The 25,133-nt window shown below is 73.4% G+C and carries 25 protein-coding genes; 17 read left to right on the forward strand and 8 right to left on the reverse strand.

The genetic code is table 11. From position 1 onward, the window contains the following. Positions 1-32: 32 nt before the first annotated feature. Positions 33-2,903: a glycoside hydrolase family 9 protein gene (locus O7635_RS21780; protein WP_278082299.1), complete on the forward strand. Its 2,871-nt coding sequence runs from the start codon at positions 33-35 to the stop codon at positions 2,901-2,903. A 71-nt stretch (positions 2,904-2,974) separates the two neighbouring features. Then, positions 2,975-3,784 (forward strand): MBL fold metallo-hydrolase, encoded by an 810-nt coding sequence (locus O7635_RS21785; protein ID WP_278082300.1) that lies wholly within the window; start codon positions 2,975-2,977, stop codon positions 3,782-3,784. On the opposite strand, the gene O7635_RS21790 is transcribed toward O7635_RS21785, so the two are convergent. Genes O7635_RS21790 through O7635_RS21810 form a run of 5 tightly spaced genes read right to left on the reverse strand, consistent with a single transcriptional unit; the run spans position 3,781 to position 7,539 of the window. Further along, positions 3,781-4,722 (reverse strand): 5,10-methylenetetrahydrofolate reductase, encoded by a 942-nt coding sequence (locus tag O7635_RS21790; protein ID WP_278082301.1) that lies wholly within the window; start codon positions 4,720-4,722, stop codon positions 3,781-3,783. The two genes, O7635_RS21785 and O7635_RS21790, sit on opposite strands and share 4 nt — an antisense overlap. A 21-nt stretch (positions 4,723-4,743) precedes the next feature. After that, the gene (locus O7635_RS21795; RefSeq protein WP_278082302.1) at positions 4,744-5,094 is read right to left on the reverse strand and encodes a VOC family protein; all 351 of its coding nucleotides are present in this window, start codon (positions 5,092-5,094) and stop codon (positions 4,744-4,746) included. After that, the gene (locus O7635_RS21800) at positions 5,091-5,831 is read right to left on the reverse strand and encodes an amino acid ABC transporter ATP-binding protein (protein WP_278082303.1); all 741 of its coding nucleotides are present in this window, start codon (positions 5,829-5,831) and stop codon (positions 5,091-5,093) included. The genes O7635_RS21795 and O7635_RS21800 overlap by 4 nt, the downstream gene beginning before the upstream one ends. After that, positions 5,828-6,679 carry an amino acid ABC transporter permease gene (locus tag O7635_RS21805; RefSeq protein ID WP_278082304.1) on the reverse strand — a complete coding sequence of 284 codons (852 nt, stop codon included), beginning with the start codon at positions 6,677-6,679 and terminating at the stop codon, positions 5,828-5,830. Before O7635_RS21805 ends, O7635_RS21800 begins: the two co-directional genes overlap by 4 nt. Then, positions 6,676-7,539 carry an ABC transporter substrate-binding protein gene (locus O7635_RS21810; protein WP_278082305.1) on the reverse strand — a complete coding sequence of 288 codons (864 nt, stop codon included), beginning with the start codon at positions 7,537-7,539 and terminating at the stop codon, positions 6,676-6,678. Before O7635_RS21810 ends, O7635_RS21805 begins: the two co-directional genes overlap by 4 nt. Positions 7,540-7,714: 175 nt before the next feature. On the opposite strand from O7635_RS21810, the gene O7635_RS21815 reads away from it, so the two are divergent. The 5 genes from O7635_RS21815 to O7635_RS21835 are packed head-to-tail and all read left to right on the forward strand — an operon-like array spanning position 7,715 to position 10,791. Beyond that, positions 7,715-8,233 carry a SigE family RNA polymerase sigma factor gene (locus O7635_RS21815; protein ID WP_278082306.1) on the forward strand — a complete coding sequence of 173 codons (519 nt, stop codon included), beginning with the start codon at positions 7,715-7,717 and terminating at the stop codon, positions 8,231-8,233. After that, the gene (locus O7635_RS21820; protein ID WP_278082307.1) at positions 8,233-9,117 is read left to right on the forward strand and encodes a GerMN domain-containing protein; all 885 of its coding nucleotides are present in this window, start codon (positions 8,233-8,235) and stop codon (positions 9,115-9,117) included. Before O7635_RS21815 ends, O7635_RS21820 begins: the two co-directional genes overlap by 1 nt. Further along, the gene (locus O7635_RS21825; RefSeq protein WP_347405297.1) at positions 9,114-9,428 is read left to right on the forward strand and encodes a phosphoribosyl-ATP diphosphatase; all 315 of its coding nucleotides are present in this window, start codon (positions 9,114-9,116) and stop codon (positions 9,426-9,428) included. The genes O7635_RS21820 and O7635_RS21825 overlap by 4 nt, the downstream gene beginning before the upstream one ends. Positions 9,429-9,478: 50 nt before the next feature. After that, on the forward strand, positions 9,479-10,321 hold the full coding sequence (gene hisG, locus O7635_RS21830) for an ATP phosphoribosyltransferase (protein WP_278082309.1): 843 nt from the start codon (positions 9,479-9,481) through the stop codon (positions 10,319-10,321). A gap of 11 nt (positions 10,322-10,332) precedes the next feature. After that, positions 10,333-10,791 (forward strand): PH domain-containing protein, encoded by a 459-nt coding sequence (locus tag O7635_RS21835; RefSeq protein WP_278082310.1) that lies wholly within the window; start codon positions 10,333-10,335, stop codon positions 10,789-10,791. On the opposite strand, the gene O7635_RS21840 is transcribed toward O7635_RS21835, so the two are convergent. Next, positions 10,788-11,264: a pyridoxamine 5'-phosphate oxidase family protein gene (locus tag O7635_RS21840; RefSeq protein WP_278082311.1), complete on the reverse strand. Its 477-nt coding sequence runs from the start codon at positions 11,262-11,264 to the stop codon at positions 10,788-10,790. The genes O7635_RS21835 and O7635_RS21840 overlap by 4 nt on opposite strands. A 78-nt stretch (positions 11,265-11,342) precedes the next feature. Between O7635_RS21840 and O7635_RS21845 the strand changes: the two genes are divergently transcribed. The 4 genes from O7635_RS21845 to O7635_RS21860 all read left to right on the forward strand — a co-directional run bounded on the left by O7635_RS21845 (position 11,343) and on the right by O7635_RS21860 (position 17,344). After that, positions 11,343-11,945 (forward strand): class I SAM-dependent methyltransferase, encoded by a 603-nt coding sequence (locus O7635_RS21845; protein ID WP_278082312.1) that lies wholly within the window; start codon positions 11,343-11,345, stop codon positions 11,943-11,945. Positions 11,946-12,105: 160 nt separating this feature from the next. After that, the gene (locus O7635_RS21850; protein WP_278082313.1) at positions 12,106-14,367 is read left to right on the forward strand and encodes a UvrD-helicase domain-containing protein; all 2,262 of its coding nucleotides are present in this window, start codon (positions 12,106-12,108) and stop codon (positions 14,365-14,367) included. A gap of 163 nt (positions 14,368-14,530) precedes the next feature. Beyond that, on the forward strand, positions 14,531-15,412 hold the full coding sequence (locus O7635_RS21855) for a patatin-like phospholipase family protein (RefSeq protein WP_278082314.1): 882 nt from the start codon (positions 14,531-14,533) through the stop codon (positions 15,410-15,412). A gap of 63 nt (positions 15,413-15,475) precedes the next feature. Next, positions 15,476-17,344 carry a sensor domain-containing diguanylate cyclase gene (locus O7635_RS21860; protein WP_278082315.1) on the forward strand — a complete coding sequence of 623 codons (1,869 nt, stop codon included), beginning with the start codon at positions 15,476-15,478 and terminating at the stop codon, positions 17,342-17,344. A gap of 3 nt (positions 17,345-17,347) precedes the next feature. Here O7635_RS21860 and O7635_RS21865 read toward each other — a convergent pair whose 3' ends face one another. After that, positions 17,348-17,815 carry a hypothetical protein gene (locus O7635_RS21865; RefSeq protein WP_278082316.1) on the reverse strand — a complete coding sequence of 156 codons (468 nt, stop codon included), beginning with the start codon at positions 17,813-17,815 and terminating at the stop codon, positions 17,348-17,350. Between the two features lie 23 nt (positions 17,816-17,838). Beyond that, complete coding sequence (locus O7635_RS21870) at positions 17,839-18,966, reverse strand: NAD(P)/FAD-dependent oxidoreductase (RefSeq protein ID WP_278082317.1); 1,128 nt, start codon at positions 18,964-18,966, stop codon at positions 17,839-17,841. A gap of 384 nt (positions 18,967-19,350) precedes the next feature. Here O7635_RS21870 and infC point away from each other — a divergent pair, with 384 nt between their 5' ends. The 6 genes from infC to pheT are packed head-to-tail and all read left to right on the forward strand — an operon-like array spanning position 19,351 to position 25,038. After that, positions 19,351-19,980: a translation initiation factor IF-3 gene (infC, locus tag O7635_RS21875; protein WP_278085548.1), complete on the forward strand. Its 630-nt coding sequence runs from the start codon at positions 19,351-19,353 to the stop codon at positions 19,978-19,980. A 21-nt stretch (positions 19,981-20,001) separates the two neighbouring features. Next, positions 20,002-20,196 carry a 50S ribosomal protein L35 gene (rpmI, locus tag O7635_RS21880; protein WP_089255971.1) on the forward strand — a complete coding sequence of 65 codons (195 nt, stop codon included), beginning with the start codon at positions 20,002-20,004 and terminating at the stop codon, positions 20,194-20,196. Positions 20,197-20,226: 30 nt separating this feature from the next. Then, positions 20,227-20,613: a 50S ribosomal protein L20 gene (gene rplT / locus O7635_RS21885; RefSeq protein ID WP_278082318.1), complete on the forward strand. Its 387-nt coding sequence runs from the start codon at positions 20,227-20,229 to the stop codon at positions 20,611-20,613. Between the two features lie 8 nt (positions 20,614-20,621). Further along, positions 20,622-21,443 (forward strand): RNA methyltransferase, encoded by an 822-nt coding sequence (locus O7635_RS21890; RefSeq protein WP_278082319.1) that lies wholly within the window; start codon positions 20,622-20,624, stop codon positions 21,441-21,443. A gap of 31 nt (positions 21,444-21,474) precedes the next feature. Continuing rightward, positions 21,475-22,542: a phenylalanine--tRNA ligase subunit alpha gene (pheS, locus tag O7635_RS21895; RefSeq protein ID WP_278082320.1), complete on the forward strand. Its 1,068-nt coding sequence runs from the start codon at positions 21,475-21,477 to the stop codon at positions 22,540-22,542. Continuing rightward, positions 22,543-25,038, forward strand: a complete 2,496-nt coding sequence (gene pheT, locus O7635_RS21900) for a phenylalanine--tRNA ligase subunit beta (RefSeq protein WP_278082321.1) — start codon at positions 22,543-22,545, stop codon at positions 25,036-25,038. Positions 25,039-25,133 lie beyond the last annotated feature (95 nt).

Raw genomic sequence — 25,133 nt, forward strand, 5'->3', positions numbered from 1 at the left:
TGCCTCACCACCCTCCGACAGGAGTAACCGTCATGCACCACGTCAGACGCCTCCGGCGGGCGCGCCGTGTCCTCGCTGCCGGTGCGGCCCTGGTCACCGGGCTCACCCTCGGCGCCGTCCCCGGTCCCGCGTCCGCTGCCCCCGCCACGACCGGCGTGCAAGCCGCCGCGGCCGCCTTCAACTACGCCGAGGCGTTGCAGAAGTCCCTCCTCTTCTACGAGGCCCAGCAGTCCGGTCCCAAGCCCTCCTGGAACCGCGTCTCCTGGCGCGGGGACTCCGCGATGACCGACGGCGCCGACGTCGGGCTCGACCTGACCGGCGGCTGGTTCGACGCCGGCGACCACGTCAAGTTCGGCTTCCCGATGGCGTTCAGCGCCACCATGCTCGCCTGGGGCGCGGTCGAGTACCGGGACGGCTACGTGGCCTCCGGGCAGCTCCCGCACCTGCTCAACAACCTGCGCTTCGTCAACGACTACTTCGTCAAGGCGCACCCGGCACCGAACGTCCTCTACGGACAGATCGGCAACGGCGACGCCGACCACAAGTGGTGGGGTCCGGCCGAGGTGCTGCCGATGGCGCGTCCCTCGTACAAGATCGATGCGAGCTGTGGCGGCGCGGACCTGGCCGGGGAGACGGCGGCGGCGATGGCCGCGTCGTCCATGGTCTTCCGACCCACCGACGCCGCCTACGCGGACAAGCTGGTCGGCCACGCGAAGCAGCTCTACGCGTTCGCCGACACGGTGCGGAAGAGCTACCACGAGTGCATCACCGACGCGACCAGCTTCTACCGGTCGTGGAGCGGCTACCAGGACGAGCTGGTCTGGGGCGCGATCTGGCTGTACCGGGCCACCGGCGACGCCAGCTACCTCGCCAAGGCCGAGAGCGGGTACGACCTGCTCGGCAACGAGAACCAGACCACCACCAAGTCCTACAAGTGGACGATCGCCTGGGACAACAAGCAGTACGGCGCGTACGTGCTGCTGGCCCGCCTGACCGGTAAGCAGAAGTACCTGGACGACGCCAACCGGTGGCTCGACTTCTGGACCGTCGGCGTGAACGGGCAACGGGTGCCGTACTCGCCGGGCGGCATGGCGGTGCTCGACTCGTGGGGCGCGCTGCGCTACGCGGCGAACACCAGCTTCGTCGCCCTGCTGCACGGTGACCACCTCACCGACGCCACCCGCAAGGCCCGGTACCAGGACTTCGCGCTGCGGCAGATCAACTACGCGCTCGGCGACAACCCGCGCAGCTCCAGCTACGTCATCGGGTTCGGCGCCAACTCGCCGAAGAACCCGCACCACCGCACCGCGCACGGCTCGTGGTGGGACAGCCAGACCGTGCCCGAGGAGACCCGGCACGTGCTCTACGGCGCGCTGGTGGGCGGCCCCTCGTCGGCCAACGACGCCTACAGCGACACCCGGTCGGACTACGTGATGAACGAGGTCGCCACCGACTACAACGCCGGCTTCACCTCCGCGCTCGCCGCGCTGGTGACCAAGCACGGCGGCACCCCGCTGGCCAACTTCCCGGTCGCCGAGACCCCGGACCGTGACGAGTTGACCGTGGAGACCACGGTGATGCAGGCCGAGCCGCGGGCCACCGGGCTCAAGGCCATCATCTACAACCGCTCCGCGTACCCGGCCCGCGCCCTGACCGACGCGAAGTTCCGCTACTACTTCCGCGCCGAGGGCGCGACGCCCGTCGTGGTCACCCCGGGCTACACCCAGGGCTGCCCATCACCGTCCACGGCGCGCCAGGTCTCCGGCGACCTCTGGTACGTCGAGGTCGACTGCACCGGGCACACCATCGCCCCGGCCGGGCAGTCACAGCACCGGATGGAGGTGCAGTTCAAGGTCGGCGTGCCGGAGGGTGGCACCTGGGACCCGACCAACGACCCGTCGTACAGCACCGTCGCCGGGCCCAACCGCAACGTGCCGCTCTACGCCGGTGGCCGGCGGGTCTGGGGCGTCGAGCCCGGCGCGCCCACCCCGGACACCACCGCGCCGACGGCGCCCGGCCGGCCGACCGCGTCGGCGGTCACGGCGACCGGCGCGACCCTGAGCTGGACGGCGTCGACCGACAACGTGGGCGTCACCGGGTACGACGTCTACCGCGAAGCCGGCGCCACCGACGTCCTCGTCGGCTCGCCCACCGCCGCCACGTTCGCGGTGACCGGGCTGACCGCCGCCACCGCCTACGCGTTCTACGTGGTGGCCAAGGACGCCGCGGGCAACCGCTCCGCCGCGTCCGCACCGGTCTCCGTCACCACCACCGACCCGCCCGCGCCGGACGCGGTCGCGCCGACCGCGCCCGGCCAGCCGACCGCGTCGGCGGTCACGGCGACCGGCGCGACCCTGAGCTGGGCGGCGTCGACCGACAACGTCGGCGTGACCGGCTACCGGGTCTACCGGGAGAACGGCGCGACGGACCCGCTCGTCGGGTCGCCCACCGCCGCCACGCTCGCGCTGACCGGACTGACCGCCTCCACCGCGTACACCTTCTACGTGGTGGCCGTCGACGCGGCCGGCAACACCTCACCGGCGTCCGCGTCGGTCACCGTCACCACGTCGGCGCCGCCCGCCGCCGGTGCCTGCCGGGTGGCCTACGCGACGAACGACTGGGGCAGCGGGTTCACCGCGAACATCACGATCACCAACACCGGGACGACCGCGATCAACGGCTGGAGCCTCGGCTTCACCTTCCCGCACACCGGGCAGCGGGTCGGCCAGGGCTGGTCGGCGACGTTCACCCAGACCGGTGCGGCGGTCACCGCGACGAACCTGTCCTACAACGGTGCGCTGGCGCCGGGGGCGTCGACCGGCATCGGCTTCAACGGCACCCACACGGGCAGCAACCCGAGGCCGACCAGCTTCACCCTCAACGGCGTCGCCTGCACCGCCTGATCGTGTCGAGCGCTTGGACGGTTACCGTTCCGCAGGAGCGGTAACCGTCCAGGACAGAGGGGACCAGGGGAGTGCTGACGCAGGTCGCAGAGGGTGTGTGGGTCCACGAGAGCGAGTTCGTCCAGAGCAACGCCGTCGTCGTGCGCGGCCGCGACGGTGTGCTGCTGATCGACCCCGGCGTCCAGGACCACGAGCTGGCCTGCCTCGCGAACGACCTGGCGGGCCGCACCGTGGTGGCCGGCTTCTCGACGCACCCCGACTGGGATCACCTGCTCTGGCACGCCGGCTTCGGCACACCACCGCGGTACGCGACGGCCCGCTGCGCCGCCAGCGTCGAGGAGCAGCTGGCCGCCCCGAACGCCAAGGCCGAGATCACCGCCCATCTCGAGCCGACCGGCATCGCCGACAAGGTGCCGTTGGACCTGCTCGGCCTCGTCACCGCCCTGCCCGCCGGGGCCGCGGAGGTGCCGTGGGACGGCCCGCGGGCACGGATCATCGAGCACCGGGCGCACGCGCCGGGCCACGCGGCGCTGCTCGTCGAGGAACGCGGGGTCCTCGTCGCCGGCGACATGCTGTCCGATGTGCTGGTGCCGATGCTCGACCTGAACAGCAGCGCCGACCCGGTCGAGGAATACCTGGCCGCGCTGTCGCTGCTGGCGGCCGTGGCCGGCGACGTCGACGTGGTCGTCCCGGGCCACGGGTCGGTCGGCGGCGCCGACCAGGTGCGGGAGCGGATCGAGCGGGACCGGGCGTACGTGCTGGCCCTGCGGGACGGCGAGGCGCCCGACGACCCGCGGATCGGCCCGTCGGCCCGGCCCGGCTGGGAGTGGGTCAGCGACGTGCACGAGGGCCAGGCCCAGCGCCTCGCACAGCGCCGCTAGGGTCTATCGAGCAGGGCCGCGACGTCGGCGGCGAGGTCGGTGGTGGCCTCGATCTCCGCCCGGCGGATCGAGACGCTCTCGACGTTGAAGCCGTGCGGCATGCCGAGGTGGCGGCAGAAGTCGGCCAGGTCCCGGGCGATCGCCAGCGTCTGCCGGTAGGACTCGCTGAGCGGATCCGCGGCATGGTTGATCGAGTTGCGCAGCCAGCGCGGCACGTCGACACCGAGCCACCCGAGGAACTCCAGCGTGCGGGGCGACCCGCACAGCGACAGCGTGAAGATCACCGTGCGCGGCGCCACCCCGCGGTCCCGGCACGCGTAGAAGTAGTCCGAGACCAGGTCCTTGGTCTCGTCGACGTCGTAGACGACCTGCGAGACGAAGAACGAGCAGCCCCGCTCCTGCTTGGCCAGCATGCGCAGGTGCTCGTCGCCGCGGCGGGTGTGCCGCTCGCCGATCACCACGCCGCCGAGGTGCAGGTCCGGGCACACCTCCGCGCGCAGCTCCTGAGCCCGGCGCAGGTCGGTGCGGACCGGCTTGTCGCTCGACGACGGGCCGACGAACACGCCGAGCACCCGCCGCGGGTCGGCCGCGCCCAGCCAGTCGCGGAGGTCGGCCTCGGCGTACTTGCTGACGCAGCGGTAGATCACCGTCGGCCGGTCCCAGCCGTGCAGGTGCTCCGCGTGGTAGCGCGCGGGGTCCACTGTGGGCAGATAGGGGAACGGCCGCTCGCCCGGGTTGCGGTCGGACTCGTCGTCGATGTCGTAGAGGACCAGCCCGTCGAGGTCGAGCGGCGCGAGCCGGTCCAGCGTGACCGCCGCGATCTCCTTGACCCGTTCGGGTGACGCGCTGCTGCGCGGCGGCGTCACCGCGAACAACAACACGCCGTGCGCGGCGTCGGCCAGCAGGCGCTGCAACGGCGGGCGCGGCAGGTCGGGCACGAGCAGAGACTCTACGAGAGATCAGGCCCGCACGAAGCCGAGTTCGTTGCCGTCGGGGTCGCGGATGGTGAACTTCCGTGACCCGTACGGGGTGTCGGACAGCGGCTCCACGACGTCGGCGTCGGGTCCGAGCCGGGCCCACCACGCGTCGACGTCGTCCACCTCGAAGTTGAACCGGGCCCCGACCGCCGGCGCCGGCTCGTATGCCCCCAACGCGAACTGCGCCGCGCCGAGCGTGAAATGGGCGTACGTCGGCGCCGACGGCGGCCAGTGCCCCTCCGCCCGCACGCCGAACAGCCGCTCGTACCACGCGATGGCGGCAGCCAGATCGCGCACGTTGACCCGCACGTGGGTCAGCCGCGGAGGCGTCACTGGGCGGGCGCCAGGCGGCGGAGGAACTGCTGCGTCCGGGGCTCCGACGGGTGGTCCAGGATCCGGTCCGGCGGGCCCTGTTCGAGGATGCGGCCCCCGTCGAGGAAGCAGACCCGGTCCGCCACCTGGCGGGCGAAGGTCATCTCGTGGGTGGCCAGCACCATCGTCATGCCGTCGCGTTTGAGGTCGCGGATCAGGTCGAGGACCTCGCCGACGAGCTCCGGGTCGAGGGCCGACGTGACCTCGTCGAGCAGCAGCAGCCGCGGCGAGTTGACCAGGGCCCGGACGATCGCGACCCGCTGCTGCTGGCCGCCGGAGAGCCGGTCCGGATAGGCCGACGCCTTGTCCGCCAGCCCGATCCGCGTCAGCAGCGACAGCGCCTGCTCGCGGGCCTCGGCGACCGGCCGCTTGTGGACCCGCACCGGCGCCAGCGTGATGTTGTCCAGCACGGACAGGTGCGGGAACAGGTTGTAAGCCTGGAACACGATGCCGATCTTCCGGCGGACGAGATCGGGGTTTGCCCGCGGGTCCGTGATGTGGGCGCCGTCGAGGTGGATCGTGCCGTCGTCGACCTCCTCCAGCAGGTTGACGCAGCGCAGCAGGGTCGACTTGCCCGAGCCCGACGCACCGATCAGCGCGACCACCTCGTGCTCGGCCACGTCGAGGTCCAGCCCGTCGAGCACGACCGTCGGCCCGAACACCTTGCGTACCCCCTGGCACGACAACACGGCGCTCATCGGCCGGCCTGCCGGCGGGCGGCCCGCAGCGTCACCCAGTCGGTGACCGCGATCAGCGGGATGGCGAGCAGCACGAACAGCACCCCCGCGACGATGTACGGCGTGTAGTTGTAGTGCTCGGCCGTCGCGATCTGCGCCGCGCGCACGGCGTCAATCGGTCCGGCCAGCGACACGAGCCCGACGTCCTTCTGCAGGGCGACCGTGTCGTTGAGCAGCGGCGGCGCCACCCGCCGCACCGCCTGCGGCAGCACCACGTGCCGCATCGCCTGCCGGTAGGTCAACCCCAGCGACCGCGCGGCCGCGACCTGGGAGGGGTGCACCGACTCGATGCCGGCGCGGAACACCTCGGCGATGTAACCGGAGTAGGTCAGCACCAGCGCCGCCCCGCCGAGCACCAGCACCGACGGCATGCCCTGCAGCCGCAGCCCCGGCACGCCCAGGGTGAGCACGTAGATCACGATGATCAACGGCAACCCGCGGAAGGTGTACGTGTAGCTCGTCGCCAACGCCCGCACGGGGAAGAAGACCGGGCCCCGCAGCGTGCGCAGCAGCGCGATCAGCAGGCCCAGCCCGAGCGAGCCGAGCGCGCAGAAGAACAGCAGCCGGATGTTGAGCCAGAGCCCGCGCAGGATGTCCGGCAGCGCGTCGGCGGCGATGGCCGGGTCCAGGAACGACTGCCGGACCCGGTCCCAGCCGGGCGCGCCGGTGATCGCGACGACCAGCAGCACGCCGACCACCGCCGTCGACGCGGCCGCGACCAGGATCGACCGGACCGTCTGGCGGCGACGCCAGGCGATCCGGTCGAGTTGGACGGCCGAGGGCGGCGCGCCGTCGACCAGCTTGGTCACGAGAGTTCGGGGGCGCCCGCCGTGTCGGCGAGCCACTTCTGCTCCAGCTGCTGCAGCTGGCCGCCGTCGCGCAGCTTGTCGACCGCCTCGCTGACGCACTTCGTCAGCGGGGAGCCCTTGTCGAGCAGCAGGCCGAACGTCTCGGGGGTGCCGACCTGCGGCAGCTGGCCCACGATCTTGCCGTCGGTCAGCTCGGCCCCGGTGATGTAGAACGCCGTGGGCAGGTCGACGACCAGGCCGTCGATCTGGCCGTTCTCCAGCGCCTTCTTGGCGTCGTCGTTGGTGTTGTAGACCTGCGGCTGGCTGGCCGGCTTGATCAGCTCGTTGACCGCCTGGAAGCTCGTGGTGCCGACCTGCGCGCCGAGCTTGGCGCTCTTCAGCTCGGCCACGCTCTTCGCGTTGGCGATCTTCGACGACCTCAGCGCGATCACCGTCTGGCGCACCAGGTAGTACGGCGACGAGAAGTCGACCGCCTGCTGCCGCTCGGGCGTGACGGAGAACTGGTTGACGTCGAAGTCGAACGCCTTGGGGCCGGGCGCTATCGCGTTGTTGAACGTGACCCGGGTCCACGCGACGTCGGTCTTCGCGAAGCCGAGCTGCTCGGCCACGGCATAGGCGACCGCGGACTCGAAGCCCTCGCCGGACTCGGGCTTGTTGCCGACCACCCACGGCTCGTAGGCCGGGTCGTCGGTGGCGACGGTCAGCTTGCCGGCGGTCTTGGTCCGCAGTGAGTCCTTCGTGCAGGACGCGGCGGCGGAACCCGAGGGCGCGGCCTCCGGAGTCTCCTCGGGCGCGCAGGCCGCGAGAGTGGTGATGAGCGCGGCCGCCGCGACGACCGCGAGATGTGCTCGCCTGGACATGGGGGACAGCTTAGAGACGCCGCGGCGTACGTCCATCGAGTTCCCTATCACACTGGTCGGGAATTTGGACTAATCGCCCCCTGGCGCCGGGCATCCCCGAGGCGGTAAACCCATTGCGCGGGTGGCGCGTCAACCTCCCGTGCGAGTCGACACGGCGTTGCGTCCCGGGAGGGGCATGACCGACCGACCGTCCACGGAATGGGACGCCGACCAGGCGGTCACCCATCTCTTCGGCGCGCACTACCGCCCGATGGTGCGGCTGGCCAGCCTGCTGCTGCACGAGCGGGGGCAGGCCGAGGAGATCGTGCAGGACGCCTACGTCAAGCTGCACGCCCGCTGGCGCCGGCTCCGCGATCCCGACAAGGCGCTGGCCTACCTGCGGATGACCGTGGTCAACGGCTGCCGGTCGGCGCTGCGCCATCGGCGCGTGGTCGACGCGCACCTGGCGGCCAGCGCGCCGCCGCCCGACGCGCCCAGCGCCGAGGCCGGCGCGCTGGACCTGCTGACCCAGGCCGCGGTGGTGGCCGCGATCCGTGGCCTGCCGCCGCGCCAGCGGGAGGCGATCGTACTGCGCTACTACGCCGACCTGTCCGAGGCCGAGATCGCCGAGGCGATGGGCGTCAGCCGCGGTGCGGTCAAGAGCCACGCGTCGCGGGCGGTCGCCGCCCTGCGCCCGATCCTGGAGCGGCTGTGATGACCCCCGAGGAGACGATCCGCCGCGCGCTGGAGTCCGAGGCGTCCACTGTGGAGGTACGGCCGGACGCGCTGGCCGCGATCCGGGCGCGCACGGGGCGCCGGCGCACCGTGGTGCGCGTCTGGTTCGCCGCCGGCCTGGGTGTCGCCGCGGCGGCGGTCGCGGCCGTGTTCGCGGTGGCGTGGCCGGCCCCGCAGCCGACGCGGCCCGCGGCCCCGACAGTGGCGCCCACTGCGAGCCCGTCGGCCGGCGCCGCCGAGCGGCTGCTGGCCGTCTACTACGTCGGTCCGCGCCGGGGCGACCGGCTGGTTCGCGAGTTCCACCGGACCACCCCCGAGTCCGACACGGTGGCGGACCGGGTCCGGGCGGCGGTCACCCTGATGCTCGGCACGGCGCCCGCGGATCCGGACTACGCGTCGGCGTGGCCGGTCGGCACGGCGGTCCGCGGCGTCACCGTCGCGGGCGACGTGGTCACCGTCGACCTCGGCGGCGCCACGCCGCCGTCGGCGATCGCCACACAGCAGCTGGTCTGGACCGTCACCGCGGCCAGCGGCCGGCCGGAGGTCCGGATCGGCGCCGGCGCGCCGGTGCGCCGGGCGTCCGCCGTCGACACCCTGGCCCCCGTCTGGCTGATCAACCCGCAGCACGGCGACGTCCTCCGCGGCGGCGGCCCCGACATCCACGTCGCGGGCTTCGCGGCCACGGCCCACCTGGAGATCCGGTCCGCGGACGGTGAGGTGGTCCACGAGGAGGAGCTGGCTCTCGACGGCGGGAGCCCGGCGCAGCGTGAGGCGCACGTCACACTGGCCCTCGCGCCGGGCCGCTACACCCTGACGGCGACGGTCGACGGGGCCTCCGACGACCATGTCCTCATCGTGGAATGAGCGCGGCCCGGTTCGGCGACGGCGGCGCTGCCTGGTTGGATGGCGGCGTGAAGACGTTCGAGGAGCTCTTCGCCGAGCTGTCGGCGAAGGCCGAGGCCGGCACGCCGGGCTCGGGCACCGTCGCCGCGCTCGAGCGCGGGGTGCACGCGATCGGCAAGAAGGTCGTCGAGGAGGCGGCCGAGGCGTGGATGGCCGCCGAGCACGAGGGCCCGGAGCGGGCCGCCGAGGAGATCTCGCAGCTGCTCTACCAGGCCCAGGTGCTCATGCTGGCCAGCGGCCTGAAGCTGGAGGACGTGTACCGACATCTGTGAGCTCCGCTCACCGATCCGGCACGCCACTTCCCGCTAGGAGTCTTCCCGAAATGCTGCGCATCGCCGTGCCCAACAAAGGCACCCTGTCCCGTCCGGCCGCCGAGATGCTCCGCGAGGCGGGCTACCGCCAGCGGTCCGACGAGCGCGACCTGGTCTGCCGCGACGAGGCCAACGACGTCGAGTTCTTCTACCTGCGGCCGCGCGACATCGCCACCTACGTCGGCTCCGGCGACCTCGACCTCGGCATCACCGGCCGGGACCTGCTCGTCGACGCCGGCAGCCCGGCCGAGGAGCTGCTCGACCTCGACTTCGCCGGCGCCGAGTTCCGGTTCGCGGCCCACCCCGCGACGATCACGGCGGTCGACCAGATCGCCGGCCGCCGGGTGGCCACCTCGTTCCCGGGCGTCGTCGGCCGCTACCTGACCGACCGGGGCATCCCTGCCGAGGTGATCCGGCTCGACGGCGCGGTGGAGAACGCGATCCGTCTCGGCGTGGCCGACGTGGTCGCCGACGTCGTGCAGACCGGCGCGACGCTGCGCCAGGCCGGGCTGGCCGTCATCGGCGAGCCGATCCTCACCTCGTCGGCGCTGCTGATCGGCCGGGACTCGGTGGCCGCGCCGCCGGTCGCCCAGCTCGTCCGCCGCCTCCAGGGCGTGCTGGTCGCCCGCCGTTACGTGATGCTGGCGTACGACGTGCGGGCCGACCTGCTCGACCAGGCCACCACGCTGACCCCGGGCATCGAGTCGCCGACCGTGTCGCCGCTGCACCGCGAGGGCTGGGTGGCGGTGGAGGCCATGGTGCTGCGGTCGGACGTACACAAGATCATGGATGAGCTCTACGACCTCGGCGCCCGCGCGATCCTCGTGACCGGCATCCACAACTGCCGCCTGTAGTCTCAACTGCCGTGACGAGTGAAGCGGTGACGTTCCGTCCGCAGCGGGCGCGCAAGGTCGCGATCGGCGCGGCGATCGCGGTCGTGGTCGTCTTCACCGCCGTGAGCTTCGGGCTCTCCGGCTCGACCGGCTCCGGCGACGGCGTCTTCCAGCGCGGCGACCAGACGGCGATGATCGGCCTCGGCCTGGCGTTCGCGGCCGGCATCCTGCTGTTCCTGCGCCCCCGGGTCGACGCCGACGCCAAGGGGATCAGGATCCGCAACGTGATCGGCTCCTACGACCTGCCCTGGGAGCTGGTCCGGGCCATCCGGTTCGAGCGCGGCGTCTCGTTCGCGGGCGCCGAGCTGCTCGACGACGAGCTGGTCACGATCGTCGCGCTGCAGATCGTCGACAAGGACTACGCTCTGGCCGGCGTGCGCGCCCTCCGGGAGCTGCACGCCGCCCACCAGGCCGCCGCGCCGACCCCTTAAGGATTGACGGCGCGCCGCGAGTCGATGCCGGTGCCGTGGACCGGGTGGCCGCCCGGGATGTGCACGTCGACGGCGCCGGCCGTGGCCACGTAGAGCCGCAGCTCGGCGGCGCCGGACAGGTCCTCGGGTGTGAACCGGACGGCGCCGCGCGCGACGTCGGTGTAGGCCTGCGCGCAGCGGCGCGGCAGCTCGTCGTCGGGCACCACGGCGGCGGTGGCGTCCACGTACACCGCCCGCCCCTGGCCGATCGCCGCGGTGGAGTCGAAGATCACGATGGCGACGTCGGGCCGCTCGGCCACGTTGCGGGAGTGCCGGGCCGCCGGTGAGGAGACCCAGAAGAACTCGCGGTAACCCGCGTGGGTGAAATAGACCGGCGACACGCGGGGTCGGCCGTCGGGGCCGATCGTGCCGAGCGTCAGGTACCTGTTGCGGTCGATGACGGAGCGGGCCATCTCGTCGAGGTCGTCACTCATGCCCTGGGACTCTGCCGGGTTTTGCCGTTCCGGCAAAGAACTTTGTCAGCCGCTCCGGCCGTCGGTGATGGTGGCGGCATGCACACGGACCACTGGGACCAGATGTACCAAAGCCGCGAGCAGGTCTTCAGCGGCGAGCCCAACGGGGTATTGGTCACCGAGGCGACCGACCTGCCGCCCGGGCGGGCGCTCGACGTCGGCTGCGGCGAGGGCGGCGACGCGATCTGGCTCGCCGGCCGCGGCTGGCAGGTCACCGCGGTGGACGTCTCGCCCACGGCGTTGGCCCGGGCGGCCGCGGCGGGCGCGGCAGTCGCCGACCGGGTGACCTGGCAGCGCGCCGATCTGCTGAGCGCACCGCCGCCGGCCGCCGCGTTCGACCTCGTTTCGGCGCAGTACTTCCACCCCCCGCGGGCGGCGGGCGACGACGCAGTGCGGGGCCTCCTGGCGGCCGTCGCGCCCGGCGGCACGCTGCTGGTGGCCGGCCACGACCCGGGCGACCTGACGGAGCACGACCACCACGGCTTCGACCCGGCCGGCTACTACCAGCCCGCCGACATCGCCGCGCTCCTCGACGACGGCTGGACGGTCGAGATCGACGGGAGTCGGCCGCGCACCTCGCCCGCTCCGCCCGGTACCCGGCACACCCACGACCTGGTCCTGCGGGCCCGGCGCACCGGGTGAGGGCACGAAAAGGGGGCGGCACCGCTGCGGTGCGCCCCTTGCCCTTTCCAATATAACCACGGCGCACGCCCGGCGAATCGTCCCGGGTGTGGATTTTCGGGCCTTGACCTGCCCCTATGGTTGCCGGGACCCAATCCGCACGCTTTCCCGGGGGAGCATCGTGCCCGAAACCAGGACGCAGGAGATCGCCGCCGAGCAGCAGGTCGTCGACCGGGTCTACGCGCGTCTCGACGTGCTGCGCGGCCAGGCGAAGGCGCTCGAGGGCGAGGGACACGGGCGGGCCGCCGGCAACTCGGCCGCCGGGCTGGTGGAGCGGGACGCGCTCGTGCACCGGGCGGCCACCCGCATGCACGAGCTCGACTCCGAGGAGGAGGGGCTCGTCTTCGGCCGCCTCGACTTCGACGACGGCGACACCTACCACATCGGACGGTTGGGCGTACGCGACGGCATCGAACCGCTGCTCGTCGACTGGCGGGCGCCGGCCGCGGCGCCCTTCTACCGCGCCACCTCCGGCGACCCGCTCGGCGTGGTGCGCCGCCGGGTCATCTTCTGCCGCGGCCCCGAGGTGGTCGACCTCGACGACGACGTGCTCACCCCGGAGGCGGCCGCCGACCTGACCGTGCTGGGCGAGGGCGCGCTGCTGGCCGCGCTGCGCCGGTCCCGCGGCCCGCACATGCGCGACATCGTCACCACCATCCAGAAGGAGCAGGACGAGGCCATCCGGGCGCCGGCCCGCGGCGTCACCCTGATCACCGGCGGTCCCGGCACGGGCAAGACCCAGGTGGCCCTGCACCGCGCCGCGTACCTGCTCTACACCGACCGCGGCCGGTTCACCGGCGGCCGCATCCTGGTGGTCGGCCCGTCGACGGTGTTCACCGACTACATCGGACGCGTGCTGCCGTCGCTCGGCGAGGACAGCGTGCACCTGCGCGCGCTCGGCGAGCTGTTCGAGGGCGTCACCGCCACCCGGCGCGACCGCGCGGAGCTGGCCGCGGTCAAGGGCAGCGCCGACATGCTGGCGGTGCTGGCCGACCTCGTCTGGCAGACGCCGCCGACCGCCCCGGGCCAACTGCGCCTGGTGTACGCGGGCCAGGTGCTCACCCTCGACGCCGCGGCCCTGTCGGCGGTCCGTGCGACGGTGCGCGAACGCTGCGCGCTCGACGGCGTGCTGCCCAACGCCGCCCGCCCCGTCGCCGCCGTGGCGCTGGCCGACGCGCTGTGGTCCAAGGTGGACGGCGCGCACCTCGACCGGGAGCTGTTCACCGACGAGGTCCGCGACCGCCCGGAGTTCCGCCGTTTCCTGCACGGCTGGTGGCCGGCGCTGCTGCCGACCGGGGTGCTGGCGTGGCTCGCCGACCCCGCTCTTGTGCCCGGCCCGCACGCCGCCGCGCTCGCCGGCTCGTACCACGGGCGGTCCGACTGGTCCGTCGACGACGTGCCGCTGCTGGACGAGCTCGCCGAGCTGCTCGGCCCGCCGCCCCCGCCGCCGCGCGCGCCGCGTCCGGAGTGGCAGCTGCGCGAGCTGACCTCGGGCCCGCGCCTGGTGGAGACGTTCGTGCTCAGCTGCGGGCTGCGCGACGGGTGGGAGCTCTACGCTCCGAACCTCCCCACGCCGATGGCGCTGGCCGGGCCGTCGATCGACAACGACGCGGTCGGCCTGGCGCAGCGCTGGGCCGAGGCGATCATCCTGCGCGAGGGCCACAAGGTGGTGGGCTGGACGGACGGCTACGACCCGCACGGCGAGGAGGGTTACGTGCCGGAGCTCGAGGACCCGCTGCCGGTCGCCGAGCCCGACGACCCGGCCGAGGCCGAGGAGCACTATCTGCACGTGATCGTCGACGAGGCGCAGGACCTCTCGCCCATGGAGTGCCGGATGATCGCCCGCCGGGCGTCGTACGCGTCGATGACCGTCGTGGGCGACCTCGGCCAGGCGACGCACCCGCTGGCCGCCGACGCCTGGCCGGCCCTGGTGGCGCGGTTGGGCAAGCGGGAGGTGCGGACGCTCGACCTGCACACCGGCTACCGGGTGCCGCAGACGATCGCCGACTACGCCGCCCGGGCGCTGGCGCCGGGGATCGAGCCGACCCGTTCCTATCAGGAGGGCGGTTCGCTGTCGGTGCGCCGGGTTTCGGACGTCGCGGCGGCGGTGCACGCGGCGATCGCCGAGATCCCGGCCGGCGCGACGGCCGCGGTGATCGCCGCCGACGACACGGCCGCGACCCTCGGCGACCTGCCCGGCGTCGCGGTGGTCCCGGCCAGCGTGGTCAAGGGTCTGGAGTACGACCACGTCATCGTCCTCGAACCGGCCGACATCGTCGCCGCCGAACCACGGGGCCTGGCCCGCCTGTATGTCTGCCTCACCCGCGCGGTCGCGGGCCTCACCGTGCTGCACCACAAACCACTTCCGGAGCAACTCCGGTGAGGCGCGCCGTCTGCTAGCGTTCTGGCGATCGTGATTCGGCCGCAGGAGGTGAGACCCATGAACGCAGTGTCCGCAATGGGTGCTCCTCCTCCGTTCACGATCGTGCGGCTGAGCTAGTCGCCGCCGGGAGCGCCCGCCAGGCAGATCGCGAAAGGCGACTCCCATGAGCAACACATCTTCTTCGGCCAGCGCACGGGCGTTGGTCCTCGGCGGCGGCGGGTCGACCGGCAACGCGTGGCTGATCGGCGTCGTCGCCGGCCTGTTCGACGCCGGGCTCGACGTGACCGGGGCCGATCTGGTCATCGGCACCTCGGCCGGGTCGACGGCGGCGGCGCAACTGGCCGGCGCGACCCCGGCCGACCTCTACGCCGCCGTTCTGGCAGCGGCGAGCCCGGTGCCGACCGGCGGTGGCCGCGGGCCGGTCAGGTCGGCGACGGACCACCTCGAGCGGACGGGCCGGATCATCGCCGCGGCCGGGGACGCGGCCGACATGCGCCGCAGGATGGGCGCGGCGGCGATCGAGCTGGCCGCGGCGTCCGACGGCTCCGACCGGTGGCGGGCGACCGTCGCCGCCCGGCTGCCGAGTCCCCGCTGGCCGGAACGTCCGACCATGATCACGGCGGTCGATGCCCGTACCGGTGAACCGGTGGTCTTCGACCGGCACAGCGGGGTCGACCTGGTGGACGCCGTCGCGGCCAGCTGCGCGAGTGGCTTCGCCTACCGGATCGGCGACGGCCGCTACATCGACGGCGGCTACCGCCGCAACGAGAACGCCGATCTCGCGGCCGGTCACGCGCGGGTGCTGGTGCTGTCGCCGTTCGGCGGGCGGACCCGGACGCCGCTGGAGTGGGGCATGCAGCTCGCCGCCCAGGTCGACGAGTTGCGGGACGGCGGCAGCCGGGTCGAGACGATCGTGCCGGATCCCGACTCGGAGCGCCTGTTCGGTGCCAATGCGATGGACGTGTCGCTGCGTCCGGCCGCGGCTCGGGCCGGTCACCGGCAGGGCACCGCCCTGGCCGCGCGGCTCACCGACTTCTGGGAGTGACGCGCGGGAGGCGCCCACGACCGAGCCGGTTACGAAGCGTGGTGTCATGGACACTTGGCGGTGATGAGCGGGACGCGGCGACCGGCCGGACCCGCCGGCGGGCTGCTGGCGGAGCCGTGGTTGTGGGCGCTCTCGGCGATGTTCCTCGCGGCCGTCGTGGCGATCTCGGTCGGGCCCGAGCCGGCGGTGACGACGTGGGTCACCCAGTCCGTGTTCTACGGGGTCTTCGCCGGGCTCTCGTGGCGGCTCGCCACCCAGCCCAACCGGTCCCGTCGGTCACGGCGGTTCTGGCGCGCCGCGGCCCTCAGCGGCGTGGTCTTCACGGCCAGCGCGGTCCTGCGTACGGTCGACCTGATCGTCGAGCCCGGCCTGCACAGCACCGCCTCGACGGTCCCCGCGGCCCTGCTCACCGTGGGGTCGGCGTGGTTGCTGGGGTTCATGCTGACCCGGATACCGCGGCGGGGGAGCGCGGAGCGGCGCGGGCTGTGGCTCGACGCGGGCACCGTCATGGCGGCCGCGGCCGTCTTCATCTGGACGATCGCGCTGACCGGCGAGGCCGGCGCCGAGCGGTCGGAGCAGGCCGCCTGGACCGGGGTCGGCGCGATCATCCTGCTGGTCTCCGCCTTCGCGGTCACCCAGTTGCTGGTCACCGGGATGGCGCCGTTCACGGCCGCCACCGGGATCGTCGTCGGGTTCGGGGCCGCGCTGCACGGCCTCGAGCGGGCGCTGAACCCGCAGGTCGAGACGGCCGACGACGGCACGCTGGTGCTGATCGCCCGGCTGGTGCCGCCGCTGCTGCTGGCCGCCGCACCCTGCGTCGAGCGGTTCGGGCACGTCCTGGTGGCCGGGCCCCGCGGTCGGCTCCTCGCGCCGCTGCTCGCGCTGGCCACCACCCAGATCCTGCTGATCGCCCAGCTCTCCGACGAGGGGCTGACCGCGCGGAGCTGGGGCACCGCGATGGGCACGGTGGTCATCGCCGCGTTGATCATCGTGCGGCAGAACGTGCTGCTGGTCGAGAACTCCCGCCTCGTCAGCCAGCTCGACCGGACGGTCGGGGAGGTCAGCCGGCGGGAGCGCTGGTTCCGGTCGCTGGTCGAGCACGCCTCGGACGTCACCCTGGTCCTCGACGGCAACGGCGTGGTCACGTACGCGACGCCGGCGCTCGGCCCGATGCTCGGCCGGACCGCGTCGACGGCGGTGGGGCGGCCGATCGCCGAGATCCTGCGCCCGTACGAGAGCCGGCGGTTGCGCACCCTGCTCGCCCCGGCGCGCAACGGCTGGTCGGGCACCCGCTCGGCCGAGCTCAAGGTGCGGCGGGCGGACGGCGCCGGCCGCTGGCTCAACGTGATCGCCACCGGGCGCCTCGACGATCCGGCGGTCGGCGGGATCGTGCTCAACGTCCGCGACGTCTCCGACACCGTCGCGTTGCGCGACCGGCTGCGGCACGACGCGAGCCACGACGAGCTGACCGGGCTGCCCAACCGGGCGCTGTTCAACGAGCGGGCCGAGGAGCTGCGCGACGCGGTTGCCCGCGGCCAGGGCAGCGCGGTGCTCCTGCTCGACCTGGACCAGTTCAAGGACGTCAACGACCGGCTGGGTCACCAGGCGGGCGACGAGCTGCTGCGGGTCGCCGCGAAACGGATCAAGCGGAGCGTACGACCGGCCGACACGGTGGCCCGGCTCGGTGGCGACGAGTTCAGCGTCATCCTGGTCGACACGTCGGAGTCCGAGGCGGCGGCGACCGCCCGGCGGATCGTCGACGCGCTCGCCCGGCCGGTCTCGATCAGCGGCCACACCCTGCGACCGATGGCGAGCATCGGCGTCGCGGTCAGCGGCGACAAGCCCGTCGAGGCGCTGCTGCGGGACGCCGACACCGCCATGTACCGGGCGAAGCGCCGCCATTCCGGCACCGAGGTGTTCGAGGAGCGCTGAGCGTCAGCAGGCGGCCGTGATCGTGCGGCCGAGGCGTTCCAGGGTCACCCGGGTCTCGCCCAGCGAGGAGAGGATGGACGGGTCGCCGGCACGTTGGACGGCGGTGACGCCGGACTGCAGGGCCGTGCGGGCGGACGGGTCGATGTCCTGGCTCGCCAGCGTGGTGAGCTTGGCAGCCCACACGTCCAAGGTCTCGTCCAGCACCCGTTCCTTCTCGGCCGAGCGGGCGTCGATCGTCGCCTGGTCGAGGTCGGACTTGGCGAGCACGTACATCTCGTCGAGCGTCCGGGTGTAGGTCGTCGCGCCGGCCTCGCTGATCCGTGCCGCCTCGGCGCAGACGGCCGCGGTCGCGGGGCGGTGCGCGGCGGGCGGGGCCGGCGTGGCCGGGGGATCAGCCGGCGGGGTCGACTCGCAGGCGGCCGTTCCGGCGACCAGACCCAACACCGTCAGGGCGACGACAGCGCGGCGCATCGACACTCCTCGTCTCGAGGCGATCAACGCGACGATGCTAGCCCCACGTGGCTCGTGACGTCGGGGAAGGAGCCGTCGCCGAACAGCACCCGCGCGGCCGCGGCCCGCCCGGTCCTCGAGCGCAGCAGGGCCACGGCCGCCTCGGCGGCGGCCGGGGAGCGGATGCCGGCGAACGCCCGGCGCAGCGCCAGCCGGCCCCGGAAGCGGGCCCGCAGCGCGCCACCGTCGTAGCGGCGCAGCGCCCGCTCGTCGCCGCCGCGCAGGTAGGCCACCGTGACCGCGGCGGCCAGCTCCGACATCCGCAGGCACGGGTCCAGCCCGCCGGCCGTCAGCGGGGACACCGCGCCGGCCGCGTCGCCCACCAGCAGGCCGCCCGGGCCGGCCAGCCGGCGCAGCACACCGCCGACGGGGATCGCCCCGCCCCGGCGGTCGACCGGCCCGACCGGCGCCGCCCGGCCGGGCGCGTCGGCGGCGAACGCGTCGAGCAGGCGTCGCACCCCGGCCCGCATCGCCGCCGGGTAGCCGGCCACGCCGACGTGGGCATGCCCGCCGTCGTCGATCACCCAGCCGAGATAGCCGGGCGCGACCCGGGGATCCACCACGCAGTGGAACGCCGGCGCCGCGCCGCCCGGCGCGATCGGGTGCACGAGCTCCGCGCCGACCAGGAACCGCCGGTTGACGTCGAGCCCCAGGTCGAGCGCGACCCGGGACCGCGCGCCGTCGGCGCCGATCAGGAACCGGGCCCGGACCGGATCGGCGCCGGCGAGCCGCACCACGCCAGCGGTGACGCCGGCGTAGCGCACGGCCAGCCGGACCTGGGCGCCGGCCGCCTCCGCCGCGCGCTGGGCGTGGGCGTAGACCGCGGCCATGTCGGCGACCCGGTACTCGACGCGGTCGCTGGTCAACCGGACCGGCGAGCGCCGCGACGGCGGATAGAGCAGCACATCGCGTACGCCGGGTCCGAGCAGGTGGTCGGGCAGGTCGAAGTCGTCGAGGGTGCGCCGCACGAAGATCCCCGTCGTACGGATGCCGCTCGCCACCGTCGCCCGCCGGTCCACCACCAGCACGTCGAGCCCCCGCTCGGCGATCCGGCGGGCGGTGTGCAACCCGGCCAGCCCCGCGCCCACCACCAGCACGTCCACGCTCTCCACAGGTGGACCGTAGGATCGGACGCGCGCGCAGACGGCGATCTCCACCCGATCCGCCCCAGACCTTCACAGGGGTCACACGGGAGTGCCCGTTTCGCGGGTCCGCGTCCGGGCTGGTAGCCTTGGTGTCGTCGACCATGCCGTCCGCGTGCCCACCGCATGCGGGTGGCGGTGAAGCGGAGCGCCTGCTCCCACCCGAGCCTCGATTTCGGAGCGCCGGGTCCGGTCACCGGAAGGTGAGCCCTCGGGCTCCCGTCCGGAGCGTGCACGTGCGAGCGTGCCGACCGGTCGAGCGGGCCCTGGCATGCGCCGGGGCCTTCTGCTTCTCCTCGGTTGGCGCCCACAGGGGCTGCGGCCAGCAGCCGGACAGGCAACAGAGGAGGCCTCATCAGCGTCGAACCACGCGTCAACGAGCAGATCCGGGCACGAGAGGTCCGACTGGTCGGTCCTGAAGGCGAGCAGGTGGGCATCGTCCCGCTGGAGCGCGCGCTTCAACTGGCGGCGGATGTCGATCTGGACCTGGTCGAGGTTGCGCCCATGGCGCGCCCGCCGGTGTGCAAGCTCATGGACTTCGGCAAGTTCAAGTACGAGAGCGCACTGAAGGCTCGCGAAGCACGGCGTAACCAGCAACAGACGGTCATCAAGGAAATGAAGCTCCGTCCGAAGATCGACCCGCACGACTACGAGACCAAGAAGGGTCACGTGGTGCGGTTCCTCAAGGCCGGAGACAAGGTCAAAGTAACGATCATGTTCCGTGGTCGCGAGCAGAGCCGTCCGGAGCTGGGCTACCGCCTGCTGCGCCGGCTCGAGTCGGAGATCTCGGAGCTGGGATATGTCGAGGCCGCTCCCAAGCAGGACGGCCGCAACATGATCATGGTGTTGGCTCCGCACCGGGCGACCAAGGCCGCAGCCGTGGCTGCGAACACCAAGGGCGCGCCGCGCGAGCAACGTTCTGAGGACGCCGCCGAGGCGTCGCCGGCCACCACGGCCGGGCCCGCCGGAAATCCCGGCGAGTGACAGGGGAGAAGACGTAACAAGATGCCGAAGATGAAGAGCCACACCGGCACGGGCAAGCGCGTCCGCGTCACCGGCGGCGGCAAGATCGTGCACGAGCCCGCCGGCAAGCGGCACAAGCTCGAGGGCAAGTCCTCGACCCGTACCCGTCGGCTGTCCGGCACCGAAGAGATTTCGAAGGCCGACACCAAGCGCATCAAGAAGCTGCTCGGGCGCTGACGCGCGCCACCGACCGAAGGAGAACACTCGATGGCACGCGTCAAGCGGGCAGTGAACGCCCAGAAGAAGCGCCGCACATTGCTCGAGACCGCGAGCGGATACCGCGGTCAGCGCTCCCGCCTTTACCGCAAGGCCAAGGAGCAGGTGCTGCACTCGATGCAGTACTCGTACCGGGACCGCCGCGACCGCAAGGGTGACTTCCGCCAGCTGTGGATCACCCGTATCAACGCGGCCGCCCGCGCCAACGGCATGACCTACAACCGGCTGATCCAGGGTCTCAAGCTGTCCGGGATCGAGGTCGACCGCAAGATCCTGGCCGACCTGGCCGTGCACGACGAGGCCGCCTTCGCGGCGATCGTCGAGGTCGCCAAGGCCGCCGTCGCGGCCGAGGGCACGGGCGCGCAGAAGGCCGCCTGAGCCCGGCCTTGTCGCACGAACAGCGACCCGGGGTAGCTCCGTTCACCGAGCGGACGCCCCGGGTCATTGCTGCCGGCCGCCTGCACCGCCGCCGCGAGCGTGACGAGACCGGCCTGTTCCTGGCCGAGGGGCCGCAGGCGGTCCGCGAGGCGATCGACGCGCGGGCGGTCAAGGAGTTGTTCGCGACCCCGGACGCGGTCGCCCGGCACCCCGACCTGACCAAAGGCGCCACGGTGGTCACCGACGGCGCGATCGCCGCGCTGGCCGAGACCGTCGCCCCGCAGGGGTTGGTCGCGGTCTGCCACCAGCGGGGCGTGCGGCTGACCGACGCGCTGGCGCGCGAGCCGCGACTCGTTGCCGTGCTGGCCGAGATCCGCGACCCGGGCAACGCCGGCACCATCCTGCGCACCGCCGACGCGGCCGGCGCCGGGACGGTGGTGTTCGCCGGTGACGCGGTCGACCCGTACAACGGGAAGTGTGTCCGGGCCAGCGCGGGCAGCGTGTTCCACACGGACCTGGTCCGCGACGGTGACGCGGCGGCGACCGTCGAGGCCCTCAAGGCCGCCGGTCTGACCGTGCTGGCGGCGACCGGCTACGGCGACACGGACCTCGACGACCTCGCCGACGACGGTGGCCTCGCCCGGCCCACCGCCTGGCTGTTCGGCTCGGAGGCGCACGGCCTGTCGGCGCCGTTGCTGGCCGCCGCCGACCGCCGCGTGCGGGTGCCGCTGCACGGCCGCGCCGAGAGCCTCAACCTGGCCGCGGCGGCCGCCGTCTGCCTCTACGCGAGCGCCCGAGCCCTGCGCCGACCGGCCGCCGACCGCCCGTAGACTTGCGAGGTTGCCCCGCCGAGGGAGAGTCATGTCCTACCGCAACGACCCGTACGACCCGAAGCAGGTCGCCTACCTCGACCCCGCCGCGCTCGACGCCGCGGTGGCCGAGGCCGACAAGGCGTTCGCCGGCGCGGCCGACCCCGACGCGCTGACCCAGCTGCGGCATCTGCACCTCGGCGACAAGGCGCCGGTGTCGTTGGCCCGCCGGGAGATCGGCGCGCTGCCGCCGGCCGCGAAGTCCGACGCCGGCAAGCGGGTCAACGACGCCCGGCGGCGCATCCAGGACCTGTTCGACGCGCGTTCCGCGGCGCTCGCCGCCGAGCAGGAGCAGCGGGTGCTGGCCGAGGAGCGGGTCGACGTGACGCTGCCGTGGGCCCGCCGCCCGCGCGGCGCCCGGCATCCGTTGAGCACGCTGATGGAGCGCATCGGCGACCTGTTCGTCGGCATGGGCTACGAGATCGCCGAGGGTCCCGAGGCCGAGCTCGAGTGGACCAACTTCGACGCGCTCAACATCCCGCCGGACCACCCGGCGCGGGGGCTGATGGACACCTTCCACATCGCCCCCGAGGGCGGCGGCCTCGTGCTGCGCACCCACACCTCGCCGGTGCAGGCGCGGGCGATGCTGACCCGCACGCCGCCGATCTACGTGATCGCGCCCGGCCGGGTCTACCGCACCGACGAGCTCGACGCCACCCACACCCCGGTCTTCCACCAGGTCGAGGGCCTGGTCGTCGACCGCGGCATCACGATGGCCCACCTGCGCGGCACGCTCGACCACTTCGCCCGCGCGATGTTCGGTCCCGGCGCGCGCACCCGGTTCCGGCCGCACTACTTCCCGTTCACCGAGCCGTCGGCCGAGTTCGACATCTGGTTCCCGCAGCACCGCGACGGTCCACAGTGGGTCGAGTGGGGCGGCTGCGGCATGGTCAACCCGCGGGTGCTGCGGGCCTGCGGCATCGACCCCGAGGAGTTCAGCGGTTTCGCCTTCGGGATGGGCATCGAACGGTCGCTGATGTTCCGCCACGGGATCAGCGACATGCGCGACATGGTCGAGGGTGACGTGCGCTTCACCCGAGCGTTCGGGATGGAGCTCTAGATGCGGATCGCACTGTCCTGGCTGCGCGAGCACGTCGACCTGCCGGCCGAGCTGACCGCCGACGAGCTCGAGGCGGCCCTGGTCGGCCTCGGCATCGAGGTCGACTCCATCGTGGACCTGCGCGCCACGGTGACCGGCCCGCTGGTGGTCGGCCGCGTGCTGACCGTCGAGGAGCTGACCGGCTTCAAGAAGCCGATCCGGTTCTGCACGGTCGACGTCGGCCGGGCCAACGGCACCGGCGAGCCGCAGCAGATCGTCTGCGGCGCCACCAACTTCGCGCCGGGTGATCTGGTCGTGGTGATCCTGCCCGGCGGCGTGCTGCCGGGCGGCTTCGAGATCGGGGCCCGCAAGACCTACGGCCACCTGTCGGCCGGCATGATCACCTCGGCCCGTGAGCTCGGGCTCGGCGACGACCACGCCGGCATCGTCGTGCTGCCGCCCGACACCGCCGAGGCGCCCGGCGCCGACGCGCGACCCGTGGTCGGGCTCGACGACGTGGTGGTCGAGGTCGAGATCACCCCGGACCGGGGGTACGCGATGTCGGTCCGCGGCATCGCCCGCGAGCTGGCGCTGGCCCTGGACGCCCCGTTCCGCGACCCCGCGCTGGTGTCGGCGCCCGGCGCCACCGACACGCCGGCCTACCCCGTCGACGTGCGTGACCCGGTCGGCTGTGACCGGTTCGCCGCGCGGGCCGTCCGCGGCGTCGACCCGGCCGCGGCGACGCCCGCCTACATGGTCCGCCGGCTGACCCAGGCCGGGATCCGCACCATCTCGCTGCCGGTCGACATCACCAACTACCTGATGCTCGAGCTCGGCCAGCCGATGCACGCGTTCGACCTCGAGCGGCTGCGCGGCCCGCTGGTGGTCCGCCGGGCCACGGCGGGTGAGAAGCTGACCACTCTGGACGGTGTCGCCCGCACGCTCGACGTCGAGGACATGGTCATCTGCGACGACACCGGGCCGATCTCGCTCGCGGCCGTCATGGGCGGCGAGACCAGCGAGGTGCACCCGGGCACCGTCGACGTGCTGTTCGAGGCGGCCCACTGGGACCCGGTGATGGTCGGTCGCACCGCCCGCCGCCACAAGCTGTTCAGCGAGGCCGCCAAGCGCTGGGAGCGCGGCGTCGACCCGGCGCTGCCGCTGGTCGCGTTGCAGCGGGCGGTGCAGCTGATGACGGCGCACGGCGGCGGCACGGTCGGCGACGACATCCTCGACTTCGACGCGGTGCGCCCGCGGGTGCCCGTCGACATGGCGGTCGACCTGCCCACCCGGCGGGTCGGCGTGGTCTACGAGCCGGCCCGCGTGGTGGCGCTGCTCGAGGCCGTCGGTTGCACGGTCACCGTGGACGGTCAGCGGTGCAGCGCGGTCCCGCCGAGCTGGCGGCCCGACCTGACCGACCCGGCCGACCTCGTCGAAGAGGTGGTCCGGCTCGACGGCTACGACAAGGTGCCGGGGCGGCTGCCGCTGGCTCCGGCCGGCCGTGGGCTGACCGACGCCCAGCGTCGCCGCCGCTCGGTGGCCCGGGCGTTGGCCGAGACCGGCCACGTCGAGGTGCTGTCCTACCCGTTCGTCGGCAGCGAGGCGCTCGACGCGCTCGGCGTGCCCGACGACGACCCGCGGCGGGGGCTGGTCAGGCTGGCCAACCCGCTCTCCGACGAAGAGCCCTACCTGCGCACCACGCTGCTGCCGCCGCTGCTGGCGACGCTGCGCCGCAACGTCGGCCGGGGCGCCCGCGACCTCGCCCTCTACGAGGTGGGCGTGGTGTTCCGGGCGCGCGCCGGGGCCGGCGCGCCGCCCGCGATGGGCGTCGACGACCGGCCGTCCGAGTCGGTCTTCGCGGCCGCCGACGCGGTGGTCCCCGAGCAGCCCTGGCACGTCGCCGTGGTGCTGGCCGGCGAGGCCGAGCCGACCGGCTGGTGGGGCGGCGGACGCCCGGCCAGCTGGGCCGACGCGGTGCAGGCGGCGCGGACGGTGCTCGACACCGCGGGCATCCCCGACGAGCGGGTGACCGTGCGCTCGGCCGCGATGGCGCCATGGCATCCCGGCCGCTGCGCCGAGATCGCCGTCGACGGCGTCGTGGTGGGCTGGGCCGGCGAGCTGCACCCGGCCGCGCTGAGCGCGCTCGACCTGCCCAAGCGCACGGCCGCCGTCGAGCTCGACCTCGACGCGGTGCCGGCCGCGCCGGTGACCCCCGCGCCGCGGGTGTCCGGCTTCCCGCCGGCCCTGATCGACGTCGCGCTGGTGGTCGGCGACGCGGTGCCGGCGGCCGACGTGCAGCGGGCGATCGTCGACGGCGCGGGCGATCTGCTCGAGTCGGTGCGCCTCTTCGACGTCTACGCGTCCGACCAGCTCGGCGCCGGCCGCAAGTCGTTGGCCTACAAGCTCACCTTCCGTGCCCCCGACCGCACGCTGACCGTCGAAGAGGCGGTCGCGGCCCGGGACGCGGCGGTGGCCGAGGCCGCCAACCGCTTCGGCGCCGTCCTCCGCGGCGCCTAACCCGCTCGGGCCAACCTGGTCACCTGAGCGGTTGGAGTCGGACCGCCCGGGTACCTACCGCGGTTTTTCTTCGCGTATGGTCCCGTCTGGCAACG

It is taken from the genome of Asanoa sp. WMMD1127 (assembly GCF_029626225.1).
Classification (GTDB): domain Bacteria; phylum Actinomycetota; class Actinomycetes; order Mycobacteriales; family Micromonosporaceae; genus Asanoa.